Here is a 20,141-nt window from a genome sequence, read left to right as displayed (position 1 = left end):
GGAGTGAGCGTGAGCGACACCGCCCTGAGCCGGCGCAAGGACGACCATCTGGACATCGTGCTGGATCGGCGAACGGCGTCGGCCACGGTCGCCGCCGGCTGGGAGTACATCCGTTTCGAACACTGCGCATTGCCCGAGTTGGACCTGACGCAGATCGACCTGCGCGCCTCGCTGCTGGGCAAGACCATGCGCGCGCCGCTGCTGATCAGCTCAATGACCGGCGGCATGCCACGCGCGGAGGCCATCAACCGGCATCTGAGCGAAGCAGCGCAAGCCTTGGGGATCGCGATGTGCGTCGGTTCGCAGCGCGTGAGCCTGCAATCCCGCAACTCCCAGGGGCTGACGCGCGCGCTGCGCCGCCTGGCCCCAGACATTCCCTTGCTGGCCAATATCGGCGCCGCGCAACTGCGCGAGGCCGACGGCCTGGACCTGGCGCGCCGGGCGGTGGATGCGCTGGAGGCCGATGGACTCATCGTCCATCTCAATCCGCTGCAGGAAGCGGTACAGCCGGAGGGCGACCGCGACTGGCGCGGCGTCCTGGCGCAGATCGCTCGCGCTGCGCGCAGCGTGGGCGTGCCGATCGTGGCCAAGGAAGTGGGGTCGGGCCTGTCCGCCTCGGTGGCCTGTGCGCTCGTCGACGCGGGCGTGGCGGTGATCGATGTCGCCGGCGCCGGCGGCACCAGTTGGGCCGCGGTGGAGGGCGAGCGCGCCCGCGATGCCGCCGACCGTGCAGTGGCGATGGCGTTCGCCGATTGGGGGATTCCGGCCCCGGCCAGCGTGCAGGCGGTACGTCGGGCGCTGCCAATGGTGAAGCTGATCGCGTCGGGCGGGATCCGCGACGGCGTCGACGTGGCCAAGGCCATCCGCCTGGGCGCGGACATCGCCGGGCAGGCGGCCGGCGTGCTGCGCGCCGCCACGATATCCACCGAGGCGGTTGTCGCGCATTTCGAGATCGTCATCCGCCAGTTGGCCGTCGCCTGCTTCTGCACCGGCTCGGCTGATCTGGCGGCGTTGCGTCAGGCGCGCTTGTTGCCCTCGGCGCATCCGCCCGCCGGTTGATGCCGGCGTCGCCCGCACGTGGCGGCGGGCGCCTAGTCTTACTGAGTCAAAAAGTCGCGGATGCGGGGGGAATCGCGCTGGTCGCGGGCTTGTTCGGGTGCTGCTTCGTGATCAGGGAGGCACCCCGCCATGCCCGAACGGACAGCCGAGAGTAAAGCGGTATTCGACGGCTATGTCGATGCTTGATCAGGGTGATCGGTCACGCGAACCGCGCTGAGCCCCTGAAAGGGTCCGAACACCAGGTGCGGCGGGAGACCGGCAGGGAGTACATGGTACAAAGCCATTGCAATCAAGGAGTGGCGATCCACATTGACCCCCAGTCAGCGCGGCCGGCCGTATGAACGAGAAGAGACGAGCGATTTCAGCTGCCGGACCGCCTTGATTTAATATTCCGATGATTTCGGAGCGCTGATCGGGCGTCAGTTTCGGACGGTGTCCACTGTCGGGCGGCGCCAAAGGCAGGATGATTGATCTCTTTGCGTATCATCGGGCTGATGGTTGATACGCGAACAGATCATAACGTGTTGACTCGATCGCTGGATAAGATACTCTGCCATATCATCTAGCATTGGAATGGATCGTTTACATATCATATGGACTCTCAATCGGAAATTCTACGGGAAATCGGTGGGCTTTTCAGGCAGGCGAGGCTGGCCGCTGCGATGACGCAGGAGCAGGTCGCTGATTTGGCGGGTATATCCCGTCCCCGATATCGCGACATCGAAAAGGGAGCCGCAGCCGCGCGTGCAACAACGCTCATGAATATCGCTCGCGCGCTCGGTCTGGAAATGATGCTGGTTCCACAAGCCATGGTGCCGGCTGTCCAGGCTCTATTGCGCCCGCATGATGATGACGATCGACCCGCCTTTGTTTCTCAACCTGACGATGACGATCATGGCTCCAGTCTTTCGCGCACCTAAGACGATCCCGTCGCTGGACGTGCTCTTAAACGCACTGAAGATCGGCACAATCGTTAGGACGCCGGGCGATTTCAATGCATTCAACTTCAATGAGGCCTACCGCGCGACGGGCGGCTTTCCGGTTTTCAGCCTGTCGTTCCGGGCAGCGACGGGAGGATTGCGGAAAGATCCGAAGCCTCTGGCGGGCGCCTTGCCCGCTTTCTTCGCGAACCTCCTGCCGGAGGAGAAATTGCGCGCGGCGATGGAAAAGCACCACGAAGGCAATGTGCGGCCAGGCAATGATTTCGATCTTTTGGCGGCGCTGGGCGCCGATCTGCCGGGAGCCGTACGGGCGTTGCCCAGTGACGGCGCGATAGCGGTTTCGCAGGATGCTTCAAAGGATAAGCCCAAGGCACGGTTCTCACTTGCCGGCGTGCAGATTAAGCTGTCGGTCATGAAGAACACTGGAAAAGGCGGCGGCCTTACTTTGCCGATGGACGACGAGCAGGGCCGGTATATTGCCAAGTTCCCTTCGACGGCCTTTCTGGGCGTTTCCGAGAACGAATTCGCCAACCTGGCGCTGGCAGCAGCAATCGGCATGGAGGTTCCTGAATGCGAACTGGTCGAGAAGTCCGATTTTGAGGGCGTTCCCGAAGAATTCAATACGCTGTCGGAAGGCAAGGTCCTTCTCGTCAAACGCTTCGATCGCGGCGCCGGTGGCGAGAGGATACACATCGAGGATTTCGCTCAGGTCTTCGGTGTCTACCCCTCGCGCAAATATGAGGGGGCCGCTTATCACGACATAGCCTTGGCTCTTGGTGTGGCCGTCTCGCCTACGGCGGCTCTCGAGTTCGTCCGCCGCCTGGCACTGACCGTCATGACCGGCAATGGCGACATGCACCTGAAGAATTGGTCTTTGATCTATCCGGGTAACGGCGACAAGCCGGCGCTTGCACCAATCTACGACGTCCTGTCCACCGTGCCATATATTCCCGCCGACGCCATGGCGCTGTCGCTTGGAGGAGAGCGCTCGTTTAAGGCGCTAGTAGCACCGCGATGGAAAGCATTTGCGAACCGTGCACGGCTTCCGGAGCCAGCAGTCCTGAAGGCAGTGGTCGAGACAGTCAAACTCGTCAACGAACACTGGTGGCATCTGCCTGAGCGTGATGTCGTCGCAGCGAAAGTGCTCGAGCGGATCGACGAACATGTGAAGGCGATGACGCCGATACTGAACTCCTGTGCCGACAAGTGAGCCGAGTCCCCTCGGGTTGCTGATATAGGGAACCATCCGCCTGTGGCACCGAATGAGTGGCCGCGGACCGATGGTATGCCAGCGTCGCGCGCAAGATTTTGCGCAGTCTCGACGAGGACACGCGAGACGAAGCACGTCGGCTCGCGGGCACAGAAGAGTTCGCAGCATCCCGCAACTAACGTTGATAGGGTCGAGATGCTGTTCGTCCACCTCAACACAACGATGCGGTTCAAACGAATGCGGTGACTGAGGATCGCGATCCGACGCTTTGTGTCGCCATTGTCGGGTCCGCTACACGGTCTGTTCCGACGATCCTTTCTTTGGCCCTCAAGCTAAATCCCTGAAAAGCAACCATGAAATTATTCTTCGGTTCGATCAGCCAAATTGGCACGAGTCTTGAGATCCTTAGGTGCGAGGCGGCTACAGCTGCCCGACCGGCATTCATGTCGCGGCAGCCGCGATGAATGGAACGAAGGAAGGAAAGCTACATGTCAGGTTTGCGTCAGATCGCCTTTTACGGCAAGGGCGGCATCGGCAAGTCCACCACCTCCCAAAATACGCTCGCCGCCCTTGTCGACCTGGGGCAGAGAATCCTCATCGTCGGCTGCGACCCCAAAGCCGACTCCACCCGCCTGATCCTGAACGCGAAGGCGCAGGATACGGTCCTGCACCTCGCGGCAGAGGAAGGTTCGGTGGAAGACCTGGAACTCGCGGACGTGCTCAAGGTCGGCTATAAGGGCATCAAATGCGTGGAGTCGGGCGGCCCTGAGCCGGGTGTCGGCTGCGCCGGCCGCGGCGTGATCACCTCGATCAATTTCCTCGAGGAGAACGGTGCCTACGACGATGTCGACTATGTCTCCTACGACGTGCTCGGGGATGTGGTGTGCGGCGGTTTCGCGATGCCGATCCGCGAGAACAAGGCCCAGGAAATTTATATCGTCATGTCCGGCGAGATGATGGCGCTCTATGCCGCCAACAACATCGCCAAGGGCATCCTGAAATACGCCCATTCGGGCGGCGTGCGGCTCGGCGGCCTGATCTGCAACGAGCGCCAAACCGATCGCGAGCTCGACCTCGCCGAAGCGCTGGCTTCCAGGCTCAATTCCAAGCTTATCCACTTCGTGCCGCGCGACAACATCGTCCAGCACGCCGAGCTCAGGAAGATGTCTGTGATCCAGTATGCGCCGGACTCCAAGCAGGCCGGGGAATACCGGGCGCTGGCCGAGAAGATCCATGCCAATTCGGGCCAGGGCACCATCCCGACCCCGATCACCATGGAGGAGCTCGAGGACATGCTGCTCGACTTCGGCATCATGAAGACCGACGAGCAGATGCTTGCCGAGCTTCAGGTCAAGGAAGCGGCCAAGGCGGCCGCGCAGTAACGACCGCTACTGACTGCGGGCGCGGTCTAACCTGGCGCGCCTTTCAAAGAACGGCGCCTCGTCGGTGAGGCGTCACCCTGAACCTTGAAAGGGGTCCCATGAGCCTGGAATACGAGAATGACGGTGCCCTCCATGCGAAGCTTATCGAGGACGTGCTGTCGCAATATCCTGACAAGGCGGCGAAGCGCCGCAAGAAGCACCTCAGCGTCGCAAAGAGCGGCGACGAGGCTGGCGAGGAAAACGAGGTCCTTTCCGAATGCGAGGTCAAATCGAACATCAAGTCCATCCCCGGGGTGATGACCATTCGCGGCTGCGCCTATGCCGGCTCGAAAGGCGTGGTGTGGGGCCCAGTCAAGGATATGGTCCATATCTCGCACGGCCCGGTCGGCTGCGGGCAATATTCCTGGTCGCAACGCCGAAACTACTACGTCGGCACGACAGGTATCGACACGTTTGTCACGATGCAGTTCACCTCCGATTTCCAGGAGAAGGACATTGTTTTCGGCGGCGACAAGAAGCTGGAACGGATCATCGACGAGATCGAGGAACTGTTTCCGCTGAACAAGGGCATGACTGTGCAATCCGAATGCCCGATCGGCCTGATTGGCGACGACACTGAAGCGGTGTCCCGCAACAAGGCCAAGGAGCACGAAAAGACGATCGTGCCGGTGCGCTGCGAGGGCTTCCGCGGCGTCTCGCAATCACTCGGCCACCACATCGCCAACGACGCGATCCGCGACTGGGTGTTCGAGAAGAAGGAGGTCGAGTTCGAGGCCGGCCCGTACGATGTCAATGTGATCGGCGACTATAATATCGGCGGCGACGCCTGGGCTTCGCGCATCCTGCTCGAGGAGATGGGCCTGCGCGTGGTCGGCAACTGGTCGGGCGACGCTACGCTGGCCGAAATAGAGCGAGCGCCAAAGGCCAAGCTCAATCTCATCCATTGCTACAGGTCGATGAACTACATCTGCCGGCACATGGAGGAAAAGCATGGCATCGACTGGATGGAGTATAATTTCTTCGGCCCCTCCCAGACCGAAGCCTCTCTGCGCAAGATAGCCAAGCATTTCGGGCCGGAAATCGAGGCCAAGGCCGAGGCGGTCATCGCCAAATACCGGCCGTTGGTCGATGCCGTCATCGCCAAGTACCGGCCGCGCCTCGAAGGCAGGACGGTGATGCTCTATGTCGGCGGGCTGCGCCCCCGTCACGTCGTCACGGCATATGAGGATCTGGGCATGGTGATCGTCGGCACTGGCTATGAATTTGGCCATAACGACGACTATCAGCGCACTGGCCACTACGTGAAGAAGGGCACGCTGATCTATGACGACGTGACTGGTTACGAGCTGGAGAAGTTCATCGAGGGGATCCGTCCTGATCTCGTGGGCTCCGGCATCAAAGAAAAGTACCCGGTCCAGAAGATGGGCATACCGTTCCGTCAAATGCATTCCTGGGATTATTCCGGCCCGTATCACGGCTACGACGGCTTCGCCATCTTCGCCCGCGACATGGATCTGGCCATCAACAACCCGGTCTGGAACCTCTACGACGCCCCCTGGAAGAAAAAAGCCGAGCCGTCGGCGGCGATCGCAGCCGAATGAAAATCTGGCCTCCCGGAAGCCGGGAGGCCGTTGAACGCCTGTGGCCGTTTGTCCGCGGGAGACCTGAAACGTTTCGACGTCCCTGTGCCGCCGTATGGCGCGGCCAGATGGAGAAGAGGTAACCACCCATGCCGCAGTCGGCTGAAAAAGTTCTCGACCACGCGCCCCTGTTCCGCGAGCCGGAATACAGGCAGATGCTCGCCGAGAAGAGGCTGAATTTCGAATGTCCTCACCCGGACCAGATCGTTACCGACCAACGCGAATTCACCAAGACGTGGGAATACCGCGAAAAGAACCTCGCTCGCGAAGCGCTTGTGGTGAACCCCGCCAAGGCCTGCCAGCCGCTCGGCGCGGTCTTCGCGGCCGCGGGCTTCGAGCGAACCATGTCCTTCGTCCACGGCAGCCAGGGCTGCGTGGCCTATTACCGCTCGCACCTGTCGCGCCATTTCAAGGAGCCTGCTTCGGCAGTTTCCTCCTCGATGACCGAGGACGCGGCAGTGTTCGGTGGCCTGAAGAACATGGTCGACGGGCTCGCCAACACGTACCAACTCTACGACCCGAAGATGATCGCCGTCTCGACCACTTGTATGGCGGAGGTCATTGGCGACGACCTGCACAGCTTCATCGAGAATGCCAAGGACCAAGGCTCGGTCCCACGCGATTTCCACGTGCCTTTCGCCCACACGCCGGCCTTCGTCGGCAGCCATGTCGACGGCTACGACGTCACGGTCAAGGGCATTTTGGAGCATTTCTGGAAAGGCGAGGAGCGCACGGAAGCCGATGGCACCATCAACATCATTCCGGGCTTCGACGGCTTCTGTGTCGGCAACAACCGGGAACTCAAGCGCCTGCTCGATCTGATAGGCGTGTCCTATACTTTCATCCAAGACGCCTCTGACCAGTTCGACACCCCGTCGGACGGCGAATACCGCATGTACGACGGCGGCACGAAGATCGAAGACGTGAGGAAGGCACTCAACGCCGAGGCGACACTTTCGCTACAGCGTTACAACACCCGAAAAACACTGGAGTATTGCGAGGGGGTAGGGCAGGCGACTGCCTCGTTCCATTACCCGCTCGGAGTCCAGGCGACCGACGACTTCCTGATGGAGGTCTCCGCGATTTCCGGCAAGCAAATCCCCGAGACAATCCGCCTGGAGCGCGGCCGACTTGTTGACGCCATGGCGGACAGCCAATCCTGGCTGCACGGTAAGAAATACGCCATCTACGGTGATCCGGACTTTGTCTACGCCATGGCCCGCTTCATCATGGAGACGGGCGGCGAGCCGACCCATTGCCTCGCCACCAACGGCACCTCAGCATGGGAAGCGGAGTTGAAGGAACTGCTTGCATCATCGCCCTTCGGCAAGGACGCTCAAGTCTGGGCGGGCAAGGACCTCTGGGCGATGCGCTCGCTGCTCTTCACCGAGCCGGTGGACCTGCTGATCGGCAGCTCCTATGGCAAGTATCTGGAGCGCGACACCGGCACGCCGCTGATCCGGCTGGCGTTTCCGATCTTCGACCGCCACCATCACCATCGCTTTGCGCTCATGGGCTACCAAGGCGGGTTGCGCGTACTGACGACGATCCTCGACAAGATCTTCGACAAGCTCGATCGCGAGACAAGCGAGACGGGCGTGACGGACTATTCGTATGACCTCACCCGCTAAGCGTGACGGTCGGCTTTGGCCGGTCGTCTTCCCGAGGGACTTTGGAGACCGACGCAATGTCCTTGCTCAGAGCCAAGATCCAGGATGTCTTCAACGAGCCCGCCTGCGAGCAGAACCGCGGCAAGGACGCCAAGGCGCGCAAAAAGGGCTGTTCGAAGCCACTGACCCCCGGGGCGGCGGCCGGCGGCTGTGCCTTCGATGGCGCCAAGATCGTGCTGCAGCCGATCACCGACGTTGCGCATTTGATCCATGCGCCGCTCGCCTGCGAGGGCAATTCCTGGGACAACCGCGGTGCGGCTTCGTCCGGGCCAACGCTGTGGCGCACAAGCTTCACGACCGACCTCACCGAACTCGATGTTGTGATGGGGCAGGGCGAGCGGAAGCTCTTCAAAGCGATCCGCGAGATCAAGGAAGCGTATGGGCCGCCGGCTATCTTCGTCTATCCGACCTGCGTGACGGCGCTGATCGGCGACGACATCGAGGCCGTCTGCAAGCGCGCGGCGGAAAAGTTCGGCCTGCCGGTGGTGCCGGTCAATGCGCCGGGCTTCGTCGGCTCCAAGAATCTCGGCAACAAGCTTGCCGGCGAGGCGTTGCTCGAGCATGTCATCGGCACGGTGGAGCCCGACGATGCCGGCCCTTACGACATCAACATCCTTGGCGAATTCAACCTCTCGGGCGAATTCTGGCTGGTGAAACCGCTCCTGGACTGGCTCGGGATCCGGGTGCGCGCCTGCATTCCGGGTGACGCGCGTTACTTCGACATTGCCTGCGCGCACCGCGCCCGGGCGGCTATGATGGTGTGCTCGACCGCGCTCATCAATCTCGCCCGCAAGATGGAGCAGCGCTGGGACATCCCGTTTTTCGAGGGCTCCTTCTACGGCATCACCGACACCTCGGAAGCGCTCCGACAGATCTCTCAGCTGCTCGTGAAGAAGGGTGCCGATCCGGAGATCCTCGGCCGCACCGAGGCATTGATTGCAGAGGAGGAGGCCATCGCTTGGAAGAAGCTCGCGGCCTACCAGCCGAGGCTCGAAGGCAAGCGCGTGCTGCTCAACACCGGCGGTGTGAAGTCCTGGTCGGTCGTCCATGCGCTGATGGAGATCGGCATCGAGATCGTCGGCACCTCTGTCAAGAAGTCGACCGTCGAAGACAAGGAGCGCATCAAGCAGATCCTCAAGGAGGACAACCACATATTCGAGCAGATGGCGCCGCGCGAGCTTTACGCCATGCTCTCAGAACACAAGGCCGATATTATGCTGTCGGGCGGGCGCACGCAGTTCATCGCGCTGAAGGCCAAGACACCCTGGCTCGATATCAACCAGGAGCGCCAACATCCTTACGCCGGCTATGACGGCATGGTGGAACTCGTACGCCAAATCGACCTCGCCATTCATAACCCGATCTGGTTCCAGGTGCGCGAGCCCGCACCATGGGATTGCCAGCCTGCGGTGAGGGAGGAACTGCCGCGCACGAAAAGCGAGACCGCGACCTTGCATGCTGTCCAGAAATTCGCCGGCACGACGGCCGACGATTTCGGCGAGTGTTGAGGAAGCGATGGTCCGCATCCTTCCCCTGACCAAAGCGGCGGCGGTCAATCCGCTGAAGTCATCGCAGCCCCTGGGTGCCGCCTTGGCCTTTCTTGGCGTCGACGGCGCGATGCCGTTGTTCCACGGCAGCCAGGGGTGCACCAGCTTCGCGCTCGTGCTGTTCGTGCGGCATTTCAAGGAAGCCATCCCCTTGCAGACGACAGCGATGGACGAGGTGGCGACGATCCTCGGCGGGGCAGACCATCTGGAAGAGGCGATCCTCAACCTCAAGGCCCGCACAAAGCCAACGCTGATCGGGGTCTGCACCACGGCGCTGGTGGAAGCCCGGGGCGAAGACTGCGCAGGGGATATCGCCAATATCAGGCTGAAGCGCAGGGAAGAACTCGCGGGTACGGAGGTGGTGCTAGCCAACACACCGGATTTCGACGGCGCGATCGAAGAGGGCTGGGCCAAGGCTGTCACCGCGATGATCGAAAGGATTACGCGTCCCGGCGAGCAGGCGCGGCAGCCGAAGAAGATCGTGATCCTGCCTGGCTGGAACCTGACTGTGGCTGATATCGAGCATTTGCGTGAGATGGTTGAGAGCTTTGGACTGAAGCCGGTGATTCTGCCGGACGTCTCCGGCTCGCTCGACGGTACGGTGCCCGACCGCTGGGTCACGACCACCTATGGCGGCACCAGTGTCGAGGATATCCGTGAGCTTGGCACGGCCAGGCAATGCATCGTCATCGGTGAGCATATGCGCCGCCCGGCCGAGCTGCTGCAGAGGTTGACCGGCGTGCCTTACGTACTGTTCCGGTCGCTGACTGGATTGAAGGAAACCGACCGGTTCGTCTCGCTGCTGTCCGCGGTTTCGGGCGCGGCGGCGCCGGCTGGGGTGCGCCGTCGCCGCGCGCAGTTGCAGGACGCGTTGCTCGACGGACATTTCCACTTTGGAGGCAAGAAAATTGCGATCGCTGCTGAACCAGACCAACTCTACCAACTCGCGAGCTTCTTCATCGGAATGGGCTCCGAAATCGCGGCGGCGGTCACCACGACCGATATGTCGAAAATTTTGGAGGAAGTACCGGCGCAGTCGGTTCAAATCGGCGATCTGGGCGATTTGGAAGCTCTTGGCGCCGGCGCTGATCTTCTCGTCACCCATTCCCACGGCCGCCAGGCGGCGCAGCGCCTCGGCATTCCGCTCATGCGGGTCGGCTTCCCGATCTTCGACCGGCTCGGCAGCCAGCACAAGCTCACCATCCTGTACCAGGGGACGCGCGACCTGATCTTCGAGGTCGCCAACATTTTTGAAGCCAACCGGCACGCGCCGACGCCTGAGGCGCTTGATCCACTCCGTAAGCGAGAAATGCCAGATGAGCTCCGTTCGTCGCCTCTCGCTCGTCACTGACGAGGTTCACGCACCGACGCCGGAACGCCAAGCCGGCGCATTGCGCGTGGCGATCGCCACGCAGGACATGAAGAACCTCAACGCCCATTTCGGTTCGGCCAGGCGCTTTGCTGTCTACGACGTCACGCGCGAGGAGTGGAATCTCGTCGAGGCCGTGGCCTTCGATGACGTTTCCGATGAGAGCGGGGAGCACCGAACTGAGGGCGATGACCGCATCACCCCGAAGGTGGAGGCGCTGAAGGGCTGTCATCTCCTGTTTTGTCTGGCGATCGGCGGACCTTCGGCAGCCAAGGTTGTTTCGGCAAAAATTCATCCGATCAAAGTGCCGCATCCCCAAACCATTCAAGAGGTGCTGTTGCGAACGCAGATGATGCTCAGGACGTGTCCTCCGCCTTGGCTGCGCAAGGTGCTGGCGCAGGCAGGTGTCGCCGAACAACCGTCCTTCGAGGACGAGGACTGAAATGAGGAGTGGGCGAAATGTCTGACGCCGTGGTTAGCCCTGCTGTCGCCGAGGACGAGGCGGCCCTTGCCACCCCGTTCGTCAAATGCCTCGTGCGGCTGGTCCGGGCTCATGATTCCCACGGGTCTTGGGAAGGGAAATCGGACGCCGAGCTGCTGGGCGACTTCATCATCACCAGGGAACAGCGCCGTGCGATCCCGATCATCGGCGATCCCGATCCGGACGTGCTGTGGAGGCTCGAGATGTTTTACACCGCCGTCGGGCTTGCGATCGAGGAGCGTTCCGGCCTGATGGCATCGCCGATGATGGAGATAAGCCGTGAGGGCTTTGGGCGCGTGCTTCTCACGGCCGGGCGGTTGGTCGTTCTGTCGAAGACCCTGCGCGACGTCCACCGGTTCGGCTTCGAGACGTTCTGGAAACTCGCCGCGGCCGGTACCAAACTGGCCGGCGATGCGACCGCAGCCATTGAGGCTCATCCCGAGGTGGCCCGGGCGTGATGGAACCGATTTTCGATCAAGGGGATCATGTCAGGCCTTGAGGACATGCGATGGCCAGCCCTCTCAATGGAGGCGTCGAGGCCGATGTGGTTCTTGGGGTAGCGCTGATGAAGCCACTGGTCCTGATCTGTTCGCAAGATGCTGAGTTGTATCTGTTCCTCAGCCACATTCTGGGAGTGGACGGCTTCACGAGTGAGCCGGCAGGCGGCGTGAAGGAAGCACTTGCATTGGCCGATGAACGGGAGCTCCAGGCGGTAGTGCTGGACTGCGGGCCGGCAAGCGCGACAGGCTCCACAATCTGCGCCCGGTTCAAGGGGGAGCCCCGGACCGGCGGCCTGCCCGTAATTGCGCTGATCGCGCCCGGCGCCGAGAACCAGCACCTCGATCTCTTGAAGGCTGGTATTGACGAGAGCTTTGTGCGGCCCTTCGCGCCGGCCAAGCTGCTTGACTGTCTACGGATGAAGCTGGCGCTGCCAAAGCCGGGTTCGAACGGGATTGAAAACGGCGGATGGATCTCCTGTGGCGACCTTGAGATAAGGCTCGATGCCCACCGGGTTCGGGGCAATGGCCACGAAGTCCACCTTGGGCCGATCGAGTTCAACCTGCTGCGGCTTTTGCTTGAGACTCCCGGCAAGGTCTTCACCAGAGACGAGCTGATCAGCGCGGCCTGGCCGGCCAATATCCATGTCGGTGTACGCACCGTGGATGTCCATATCAGCCGGCTCAGAAGGGCGCTGAAGGCGGCCTCCCCCTCCAGCGTCATTCGTACCGTCAGGTCGGCCGGCTACTCGCTCGAGTGGCCGGACGGCTGAATAGATAACCGATGTGGTGCCGCTCCGCATTTCCGCCGTGCTGAGGGCAAATCTTGCGGCTTCGAAACGCGCCGGCAGGTACGACATATCAGAAAGAAACAGTCAAATGGCTTTCAGAAGCGTACTCAGTGTGACGGGAGCTGACCACTCCGATCAGGATGTCAGAACAGCTGCCAGCTTGTGTGCCGAAGTCGGCGCGTATCTTTCCGTACTGGTGATGTCCCCTCCGCCGCTCATTATGCCGTCTCCGCTGCTCGGCGATGGCATCCCCGAGTGGCCTGGACAACGCGCACAGGCCATCGCCAGACTGGACAAACGGTTTAGGCAGATCGAAAGATTTTCTTCACAGGACATAGCCAGGCTGGAAACAACATCCAGGGAATTCAGAAACAGCTGGAGCCACGCGGCTTTGCTATGACGTCGATACCCACTACTGCGATCAGGCCAGCGTCGGTGACGCGGTGCGACAGCGGGTGCTCTGCAACGACCTGACAATCGTCGGCCCCGCACTTCTCAACGACATTAATCTCGGACCTCTTGTTATTGACGGCAGCCTGTTCGATATGGAAGGCTGGTGCTTGTCCTGCCGGAGGGCGCTGAGGCGACTCTGTCGCCACGGCGCGTGCTGGTCGGCTGGGATTCGCGAGTCGAGGCGTCCCGTTCGGTTCGGGAAGCGCTGGATCTGCTAGCCGGTGCTGAGGAAGTTCGCGTCGCATTAGTCGATCCGGAGGCGACCTGCACCGGAAACGGTACCGAGCCGGGAGCCGACATCGCTGCCTATCTCACTCGGCACGGTGCTTGCGTGTCGGTTGACCGGCTGGCGAGCGCCGGCAAACCAGTGGCCACGGTGCTCGCGCAGCACGCAATCGACACGTCTGCCGACATGATAGTGATGGGCGCTTATGGCAGCCGACGGCTGCGCGAGCGGCTCTTCGGTTGCGTAACGAGATGGATAATGGGGAAGCCGCCATTGCCGCTGTTTTTGGTTCGCTGACGGGTTTTGAAGCAGCACCGATGCTGTTCGAAGCTCTTTTCCCCTGGGTATCCTGATGCCAAGTCGGAGAAAGGCCGCGGCAAACGCGCAAGTTTCGCGAAGCTCCTCGGAGCCAATCTGCACGCGCCGTCGCCGAGAACATCGCGGACGTCTCGCGTTCGGGGTTCTGCTCGACCGAGATGATCCGTAACGCGGAGACCAACGGCCGGCAGAGGTACAGGCGCTCCTCAATGCAGTCAAAACCGGGGCTTCGCACGTCGGCGTCAGGTCGAGAAAGAGCGTCGTTTCAGCGCGGCAGGCCGCGTTCGGACCGTAGCCGCATCGTATTGGCGTTATCACGATTTCCCTCACCACTGGCCGGGAGCTGACCACCGCAACGACCGTGCAGTGGCCAAGGCACCGACCTTCGAGTCGGGACGGTCGGGCTCTTGCCGGCGTCGGCGCGAACGATGGCATCAATCGCCTTGTCATCTCTGGGATGGTAGCCCGGGTTAGTGGCGGACAGCCGCATCTCCAGCGTTTCCCGTTGGTCCGGCCCAACCTGCGTGGCGACCGAGCGGTTTTTGGGTTTGCAATTCCGCCAACGCTCACGTCGCGCCGCGAGGTCCCGTTGCACCTGAGCACCGGGAACACAGAAGTAAACACAAAGCAGGGATCCCGCAGAGTTCACCGGCCGGCATATGCCGGCACTCATCTGGCCCTCTTCGCCACGATCGTCATGGTCAATCTGGTGATGACGGTACTCGCGACCCGCAGCTGGACCGGGCCTCGTGAAGAACTCCTGCGTCGCGAGCCAGGAAATCAATGGCAAAGCGGAAGGGTAGGGCAGAGGCGATGCTCGGATGGAGCGGCCCTGCAATCGCAATGGCGTTCTGATACCACCTGAGCGACCGAGATGGCAAGAAGCTCAAGCAAGGCTTGAGGCCGACGATGATGACGAGCCTGGCGGTAGCCAACGCAGTCACGATGTCCATCTGCTCGTCCATCAGCCCGGATATATGTCGAGTCGTCCGTGGCCACGCTTCTCTGGCGACGCGAAGCGCGTGATGCGTGTCCAAGACCTGACAGTGGCAGAAAACATGTCGCGTCCAGTACAACCGGCTATCTTGGGCACCCGGACGGTTTTTAAAATGGAATCAAGCATTTACTGCACGCTGAGTGCGCTGGCACGGCCTTTGCGAAGTGTGATGCGGCAACACTGAGTGAAGGCCGGCTGCACGCAGACGTGCGAGACGAGCGATGCTCTCCTTTGCTTGAACCCGTGTGCCCCTCCCTGAGGGAGAAACAAGCTCGCGCATAAAGTCGCGCAACCTTTGGCAATAGCTTTGGAGAGCAACATGGTATTGCAGATGGAGTCACCGGCTCCTTCGATCAAAGTGGAGAACTGGCTGCGTGGCGAGCCCCTTACGAACCTCCAGCCCGGCAAAGTGTATATCGTCGAATTTTGGGCAACTTGGTGCCGACCATGTGTGGCGGCGATGCCCCATCTGGTGCAGCTCCAGGAGAAATACAAGGACAGCGGACTTGAGGTCGTCGCCATCGCGGCTGATGAAGATGCTCCAACGGCCGTCGAGGCCCAAACCAAGTTGGACGCGTGGTTGACCGAAAAGTGCTCGAATCTGAACTTTCGGATCGCGTTCGACTACACAGGCGAAATGAACAAGCTTTGGATGGAACCCAGCTTTTCTGTCGGGATTCCGACCTCGTTCGTGGTCGACCGAGACGGCCACATCGCCTTTATCGGTCACCCGACGGAACTCGATGAGGTCTTGCCGAAACTGCTTAACGGCAGCTGGCGCACCAGCGATCAAGCGAAATCCGCCGAAACAGAGCGGATCGCCAAAAACGAACCCATAGCGCGCGAACAAGCGTTGAAGAAGCCGATCAATGACAGATTTTGGGCGGCGCTGAAGACAGAGGATTGGAAGACGGCGCTCTCGGCGATCGAAGAGGGCATTGCTTTGTTGCCGGACAACCTCAATTTCCGCCTGGCTCATGCGAATCTGGTGCTTCACAAAATGCACGACATGTGGACCGGCTTGCCCCTCATGCACCAATTGGTTCGCGACGCGATCGACAGAAACTCCGAGGACTGGATGATCGCGGCGCTAGACCAACTCTTCCATCCGAACCTTGACCATTCGCGCTTTCCGTCTTCTGAGCGCTTCGCGATAGGCAAAGAGCTGTCCGAACACGTGCTGGCACTGAATCCCCCGCAAGGCGATAGCCCAAAGTTCTGGTCTTATCCGGCGGTCGCTCGGTATTATCATGAGAGCGGCAACAAAAATCGCGCGATCGAGTTGGTCGAGCTGGCACTGAAGTCGCTGGACGGTCCGGAGCCTATCCCTGCCGAACTGAAAGAGCACCTTCTACCGGAGTTGCTACAGGCCTTGGCCAACTACAAGGATCAGAAGGTTTGTCACGGCGCTCTCTGCGCGGCACCGCAAAAGAACTTTTTGCCGAACGTGTCAAAGCGCCGCCCGTAAAAGGGGGTGATGGTTGGAATGTGTACTGGCCAATTCGTCCATTTCCCTGGCGCGGCCGCAGCAAGTCGGTTCCATGCAACACAGTGTGGATCGCTTGCAGCGGGTTCGAGGCTCCAATCTGCGATGACCTCCGGCCGCATCGCGGCGGAAGCGATGCTCGACGCGAATTCCGGTCGGGGTGGAAGACCTCGCAGTCGAGGACGTGTTCAAGGTCGGCCACTGGGACATCCATTGCGTGGAATCGGCGGCCCCGAGCCGGGCGCCGGCTCCGCAAGTGTGGCCGAAGTAGGCGTCCCCGAAAAAAGAAATCGTCCATCGAGGACGAGGACTGCAATGAGGAGAACATGAAATGCCTGAAGCCGCGGTCAGCCCTGCTGTCAACGAGGACCGAGGCGGCCCTTGATCTGCCTTTTGTCAGATGCCTCGTGCGGCTGATCCGTGCTCAAGACTCCTACGGCTCGTGGGAAAGGCAAATCGGACGCCACGCTGCTGGCCGACTTCATCGTCACGAAGGAACAACGTCGTGCACTCCCCACCATAGGGGATCCCGATCCGGCCGTGCTGTGGAGGCTCGATATGTTCTACACCGCCGTGGGGCTTGCGATCGAGGAGCGCTCCGGCCCGGTGACATCGCCAATGATGGAGATGAAACCCATGGGGGCTTCGGACGATTGCTTTTCACGGCCGGGCGGTTGGTCGCTCTGTCGAGACATCCACCGGTTCGGCTTCGAGACGTTCAGGAAGCTCGCGGAGCCGGTACGAAACTGGTCGACGATGCGACTGCAGCCATTGAAGCCTATCCCGACGTGACACGGGCGTGAAGAAACAGATTTCGAGGAAGGATTTATGTCAAAGCTAGCTGAGATGGGGAAGAAAGTCCGAAAGCTTCAGCTGCGCGCGGCAATTGCCAAGATGAAATTGCGCGACCTTGCAGAGAATCTGCCGGGAAAATGGACGGAGTTAGAGGATGTTGCCGAGGAAACGTCGGCCGTTTTTGCCGAGTTGGATGGTGCCAAGAGAGCGCTCGCTGCAATGAAGAAGTTACGATGACGAGCACATTCACCACCCGCGACGGCTCCGGATGGGTGCCGGAATATCTCACCGCTATAGACAGCACGACCTGCATCGGCTGCGGCCGCTGTTTCAAGGTCTGCTCGCGCGAGGTCATGCATCTTTACGGCGTCGATGACGCGGGTGAAATCCTCGGCGCCTGCAACGACGAGGATGACGATTTCGATGGCGACCTCAATCGCATGATCATGGTCGTCGATCATGCCGGCCGCTGCATTGGCTGCGGAGCCTGCGCCCGCGTCTGCCCGAAGAACTGCCAGACCCATATTGCGGCCGACCAGGTCGCAGCATGATCTGAGGAGACAAAACCAGGAGAACGGCGTTGCCCTTAAAAATCTTTTGTCGCGTCCTGGGGCTGGTGCTGTGCAGCAACGCTCTGATTGTCTACTTCGCTTCTCATTCCATCCGCACAGTAGTCGTCACGACGCTGGCTTGCTCGTTGCTCCTTCAGTTGGCCTATTTCGCAAGCGTGCTCTTTCTGATCTGGCGGTCTGGCTGCGTTAGCCGAGCTGGCCAAAGGGCTGAGCATTTCGACAGTTGCAAGGAAGTTGGATTCGAGCCACCAGACCTTGATGAGGTGACGAATGAATCCGCAGATTTACTCCAGCGCGACCAAATGTTGGCCATATCGCTGCTGCTGCCTTGAGGCGCCATGACAAGGTCAGAGCTCAAGCTGGCGCAAATTTTGGACCAACCATAAACATCGAGCAGATATTAGAAGGAATACTGTGCTTGAGAAGTCGATAGTGACCGCAATCCGGTCGTTCCGTTAATCCAGGATATACAGTTCTTGAATGCCACGCATTGGGTAGTCTCTCGCAGCTGGGCGGTTGCAACTCTCAATGACGAACGAGGCGCTGGAAATAGAATGGGACTCTCCTGGCGCCGGATAATCCAGATGACGTCAAATCAAAGATGCCTCTAGAATGATCGTGAATGGCTAATTCAGCGCCATCGCGTGTTGCCGGAGAGAAAATGCTGGAAAAGTTCGAACGCTATCCGCTCACATTCGGACCCACGCCCATCGAGAAGCTCGACCGCCTCGCCAAGCTTCTGGGGGGCAAGGTGGAAATCTACGCCAAACGCGAGGACTGCAACTCCGGTCTCGCGTTCGGCGCAAACAAGCTGCGCAAGCTCGAATACATCATCCCCGACGCGATCGCGTCAAACGCTGATACGCTCGTCACCATCGGGGGTGTGCAATCTAACCATACGCGCATGGTCGCCGCGGTCGCCGCCAAGATCGGCATGAAATGTCTCCTGGTTCAGGAGAGCTGGGTACTACATGAGGACGCCGTCTACGACCGGGTCGGCAACATTCTCTTGAGTCGGATCATGGGAGCAGAAGTGCGCCTTGTCGACAAGGGCTTCGATATCGACATCCGCCGCAGTTGGGAACAGGCGCTCGATGAAGTCAAATCTAGGGGCGGCAGGCCCTACGCGATACCGGCCGGGGCCTCAGTTCACAAATATGGCGGGCTTGGGTATGTCGGGTTCGCGGAGGAGGTGCGCGCACAGGAGGAACAGCTTGGGTTTGGCTTCGACTACATCGTCGTTTGCACGGTCACGGGCTCGACGCATGCCGGCATGCTCGTTGGATTCGCCAAGGACGGTCGACAGCGCAACGTGCTCGGTATCGATGCCTCCGCCACCCCCGCCCAAGCCAAGGCGCAGGTGCTAAGTATTGTCCGGGATACTGCGAAGCTCGTCAAGTTTGGCATGGAAATCGTCGAGGATGACGTGGTGCTGCTCGAGGGATACGCGTCTCCCGGTTACGGCCTTCCGTCCGCGGAAACGAAGCAGGCCATCCTCCTGTGTGCGCGGCTCGAGGGTATAATTGCCGATCCCGTCTACGAGGCAAATCCATGCAAGGGATGATCGACCTCGTCCAGAAAGGCTTCTTTCCAGAGGGATCCAAGGTGCTCTACGCGCATCTCGGCGGCGGGCCGGCCATCAACGGGTACAGCTACACCTTCCGCAACGGCTGACGCTCGACAGATTGCGATTTCGCCGTCCTGGCGTGCCGGCGAAGCGCCCAAAGTAGGTGCGAGGGCCCAACAAACTGACGGAGCCGGGGGTTGATTGCCGCCCAACGCGAAGCGGACTGAGTTCATTTAGAAAATTTTGATCGATGGAACTTGCTGAGGAAATCGAAAATCCGCTGAGAGTATCATCATGGAAATATTGGAATCCTAGTCGATAGATCGGTATCATGAGAAATAATTCGATATTACTAGCAGGCGAAACAACGTTCCATCAGACAAATAATCTAACTTACTATCTGAAAGTTCAGGATTGGCCGAGAGCGCCAGAAAAGTGGAGGCATATCCGATGATCTTACAGGAATTGGGCTCTGCCATCCCGGGCGGCAGGGTTTTGGAAATAACGACAACCAGCGGCTGCATCATCGGATGTTCTTATTGTCCGCAGGACAAGTTCGCCCATCGGCAAAGAGCGGTCTCTCATGTAAAGCATCTTCGTCTTGAAGATTTCAAGCGATGTCTGGCGCGCGTACCAACTTCCGTCGACCTTAGTTTCGCCGGGTACTCCGAGCCTTGGCTCAATCCGGATTGCACTGAAATGGTCGAGCACGCTTACATCAGAGGCCATGGCATCCGGATTTTCACCACGCTTGTAGGAATGAAGGGGCGAGATCTACACCGCTTGCTGCGCTCAAGGGTACATGATGGCGCATACATGAATAGCCGTCTCGTCGGAGACAATTATCTCGCTTTGATTCGACACGTGGTCGACACAGACATTGCCTCAATTCGGTTTATAGTCCTGGGCGAGGTCCATCCCGATATCGTCGACATAATCCCCGCCCACGCGCTAGAGCACGTCCTGTTTAATCAGGTTCATATCCTGCGGCTTTGAAGTAGTTGGCGCATTCGGCTGGGGTGAAGAGGTCGACGACCGCGCCGACCGCGTCCCAGAGAGCCTTGATGGTTCTCTCGGCCTTTGCTCGCAGCAGCGCCTTGAGTTTGGCGAAGGCGTTCTCAATCGGATTGAAGTCGGGAC

Annotated in this window: 18 protein-coding genes and 2 pseudogenes; 18 read left to right on the top strand and 2 right to left on the bottom strand. The window is 60.3% G+C overall.

The features are described from left to right. Positions 1-3: 3 nt before the first annotated feature. The 18 genes and pseudogenes from fni (at position 4) to NKJ84_RS28435 (ending at position 19,108) form a co-directional block, all read left to right on the top strand. Positions 4-1,059 carry a type 2 isopentenyl-diphosphate Delta-isomerase gene (gene fni / locus NKJ84_RS28520; RefSeq protein WP_352450807.1) on the top strand — a complete coding sequence of 352 codons (1,056 nt, stop codon included), beginning with the start codon at positions 4-6 and terminating at the stop codon, positions 1,057-1,059. A 593-nt stretch (positions 1,060-1,652) separates the two neighbouring features. After that, on the top strand, positions 1,653-1,979 hold the full coding sequence (locus NKJ84_RS28515; protein ID WP_084567210.1) for a helix-turn-helix domain-containing protein: 327 nt from the start codon (positions 1,653-1,655) through the stop codon (positions 1,977-1,979). Continuing rightward, complete coding sequence (locus tag NKJ84_RS28510; protein WP_352450778.1) at positions 1,954-3,210, top strand: type II toxin-antitoxin system HipA family toxin; 1,257 nt, start codon at positions 1,954-1,956, stop codon at positions 3,208-3,210. Before NKJ84_RS28515 ends, NKJ84_RS28510 begins: the two co-directional genes overlap by 26 nt. A gap of 488 nt (positions 3,211-3,698) precedes the next feature. Continuing rightward, positions 3,699-4,592 (top strand): nitrogenase iron protein, encoded by an 894-nt coding sequence (gene nifH, locus NKJ84_RS28505; protein ID WP_023801970.1) that lies wholly within the window; start codon positions 3,699-3,701, stop codon positions 4,590-4,592. Between the two features lie 98 nt (positions 4,593-4,690). After that, a complete protein-coding gene (gene nifD / locus NKJ84_RS28500; protein WP_352509193.1) occupies positions 4,691-6,193 on the top strand; it encodes a nitrogenase molybdenum-iron protein alpha chain in 1,503 nt (500 codons plus the stop codon). 128 nt (positions 6,194-6,321) lie between these two features. After that, entirely contained in the window at positions 6,322-7,863 is a 1,542-nt protein-coding gene (gene nifK / locus NKJ84_RS28495) for a nitrogenase molybdenum-iron protein subunit beta (RefSeq protein WP_352509192.1), read from the top strand. A 56-nt stretch (positions 7,864-7,919) separates the two neighbouring features. Continuing rightward, the gene (nifE, locus tag NKJ84_RS28490) at positions 7,920-9,410 is read left to right on the top strand and encodes a nitrogenase iron-molybdenum cofactor biosynthesis protein NifE (RefSeq protein WP_352509191.1); all 1,491 of its coding nucleotides are present in this window, start codon (positions 7,920-7,922) and stop codon (positions 9,408-9,410) included. A gap of 7 nt (positions 9,411-9,417) precedes the next feature. Continuing rightward, positions 9,418-10,800, top strand: a complete 1,383-nt coding sequence (nifN, locus tag NKJ84_RS28485; RefSeq protein WP_352509190.1) for a nitrogenase iron-molybdenum cofactor biosynthesis protein NifN — start codon at positions 9,418-9,420, stop codon at positions 10,798-10,800. Next, a complete protein-coding gene (gene nifX, locus NKJ84_RS28480) occupies positions 10,766-11,260 on the top strand; it encodes a nitrogen fixation protein NifX (RefSeq protein ID WP_352509189.1) in 495 nt (164 codons plus the stop codon). The genes nifN and nifX overlap by 35 nt, the downstream gene beginning before the upstream one ends. A 17-nt stretch (positions 11,261-11,277) precedes the next feature. Beyond that, positions 11,278-11,757, top strand: coding sequence for a NifX-associated nitrogen fixation protein (locus NKJ84_RS28475; protein WP_352509188.1), 480 nt, complete (start codon positions 11,278-11,280; stop codon positions 11,755-11,757). 50 nt (positions 11,758-11,807) lie between these two features. Next, positions 11,808-12,569 (top strand): response regulator transcription factor, encoded by a 762-nt coding sequence (locus NKJ84_RS28470; RefSeq protein WP_352509187.1) that lies wholly within the window; start codon positions 11,808-11,810, stop codon positions 12,567-12,569. 574 nt (positions 12,570-13,143) lie between these two features. Continuing rightward, positions 13,144-13,563 (top strand): universal stress protein, encoded by a 420-nt coding sequence (locus tag NKJ84_RS28465; protein WP_352509186.1) that lies wholly within the window; start codon positions 13,144-13,146, stop codon positions 13,561-13,563. 1,337 nt (positions 13,564-14,900) lie between these two features. Continuing rightward, a complete protein-coding gene (locus NKJ84_RS28460; protein WP_352509185.1) occupies positions 14,901-16,049 on the top strand; it encodes a TlpA disulfide reductase family protein in 1,149 nt (382 codons plus the stop codon). Between the two features lie 438 nt (positions 16,050-16,487). Then, entirely contained in the window at positions 16,488-16,859 is a 372-nt protein-coding gene (locus NKJ84_RS28455; RefSeq protein ID WP_352509184.1) for a DUF269 domain-containing protein, read from the top strand. 36 nt (positions 16,860-16,895) lie between these two features. Further along, positions 16,896-17,099 (top strand): CCE_0567 family metalloprotein, encoded by a 204-nt coding sequence (locus tag NKJ84_RS28450; RefSeq protein WP_352509183.1) that lies wholly within the window; start codon positions 16,896-16,898, stop codon positions 17,097-17,099. After that, complete coding sequence (gene fdxB / locus NKJ84_RS28445) at positions 17,096-17,413, top strand: ferredoxin III, nif-specific (RefSeq protein ID WP_352509182.1); 318 nt, start codon at positions 17,096-17,098, stop codon at positions 17,411-17,413. The genes NKJ84_RS28450 and fdxB overlap by 4 nt, the downstream gene beginning before the upstream one ends. A gap of 29 nt (positions 17,414-17,442) precedes the next feature. Further along, on the top strand, positions 17,443-17,766 hold the full coding sequence (locus NKJ84_RS28440; RefSeq protein ID WP_352509181.1) for an exopolysaccharide production repressor protein: 324 nt from the start codon (positions 17,443-17,445) through the stop codon (positions 17,764-17,766). Positions 17,767-18,095: 329 nt separating this feature from the next. Continuing rightward, positions 18,096-19,108: pseudogene (locus NKJ84_RS28435) on the top strand (1-aminocyclopropane-1-carboxylate deaminase). A 222-nt stretch (positions 19,109-19,330) separates the two neighbouring features. Here NKJ84_RS28435 and NKJ84_RS28430 read toward each other — a convergent pair. Together NKJ84_RS28430 and NKJ84_RS28425 are read right to left on the bottom strand one after the other, a co-directional pair. Continuing rightward, positions 19,331-19,528, bottom strand: coding sequence for a hypothetical protein (locus NKJ84_RS28430; RefSeq protein WP_352509180.1), 198 nt, complete (start codon positions 19,526-19,528; stop codon positions 19,331-19,333). 440 nt (positions 19,529-19,968) lie between these two features. Then, positions 19,969-20,141 (bottom strand): annotated as a pseudogene (locus NKJ84_RS28425) (IS630 family transposase); the annotation flags it as partial.

The organism is Mesorhizobium sp. M0048, from assembly GCF_040323405.1.
Taxonomy (GTDB): Bacteria; Pseudomonadota; Alphaproteobacteria; order Rhizobiales; family Rhizobiaceae; genus Mesorhizobium.
The sequence above is the reverse complement of the archived record's forward strand: the minus strand, read 5'-3'. Positions and strand labels throughout refer to the sequence as shown.

Excerpts from the sequence above, each read along its gene's own strand:
- NKJ84_RS28515 (WP_084567210.1), top strand. The coding sequence starts at position 1,653 with ATGGACTCTCAATCGGAAATTCTACGGGAAATCGGTGGGCTTTTCAGG.
- NKJ84_RS28510 (WP_352450778.1), top strand. The coding sequence starts at position 1,954 with ATGGCTCCAGTCTTTCGCGCACCTAAGACGATCCCGTCGCTGGACGTG.
- nifH (WP_023801970.1), top strand. The coding sequence starts at position 3,699 with ATGTCAGGTTTGCGTCAGATCGCCTTTTACGGCAAGGGCGGCATCGGC.
- nifD (WP_352509193.1), top strand. The coding sequence starts at position 4,691 with ATGAGCCTGGAATACGAGAATGACGGTGCCCTCCATGCGAAGCTTATC.
- nifK (WP_352509192.1), top strand. The coding sequence starts at position 6,322 with ATGCCGCAGTCGGCTGAAAAAGTTCTCGACCACGCGCCCCTGTTCCGC.
- nifE (WP_352509191.1), top strand. The coding sequence starts at position 7,920 with ATGTCCTTGCTCAGAGCCAAGATCCAGGATGTCTTCAACGAGCCCGCC.
- nifN (WP_352509190.1), top strand. The coding sequence starts at position 9,418 with ATGGTCCGCATCCTTCCCCTGACCAAAGCGGCGGCGGTCAATCCGCTG.
- nifX (WP_352509189.1), top strand. The coding sequence starts at position 10,766 with ATGAGCTCCGTTCGTCGCCTCTCGCTCGTCACTGACGAGGTTCACGCA.
- NKJ84_RS28475 (WP_352509188.1), top strand. The coding sequence starts at position 11,278 with ATGTCTGACGCCGTGGTTAGCCCTGCTGTCGCCGAGGACGAGGCGGCC.
- NKJ84_RS28470 (WP_352509187.1), top strand. The coding sequence starts at position 11,808 with ATGGCCAGCCCTCTCAATGGAGGCGTCGAGGCCGATGTGGTTCTTGGG.
- NKJ84_RS28460 (WP_352509185.1), top strand. The coding sequence starts at position 14,901 with ATGGTATTGCAGATGGAGTCACCGGCTCCTTCGATCAAAGTGGAGAAC.
- NKJ84_RS28450 (WP_352509183.1), top strand. The coding sequence starts at position 16,896 with ATGTCAAAGCTAGCTGAGATGGGGAAGAAAGTCCGAAAGCTTCAGCTG.
- fdxB (WP_352509182.1), top strand. The coding sequence starts at position 17,096 with ATGACGAGCACATTCACCACCCGCGACGGCTCCGGATGGGTGCCGGAA.
- NKJ84_RS28430 (WP_352509180.1), bottom strand. The coding sequence starts at position 19,528 with ATGATGCAGCCGCTGGTTGTCGTTATTTCCAAAACCCTGCCGCCCGGG.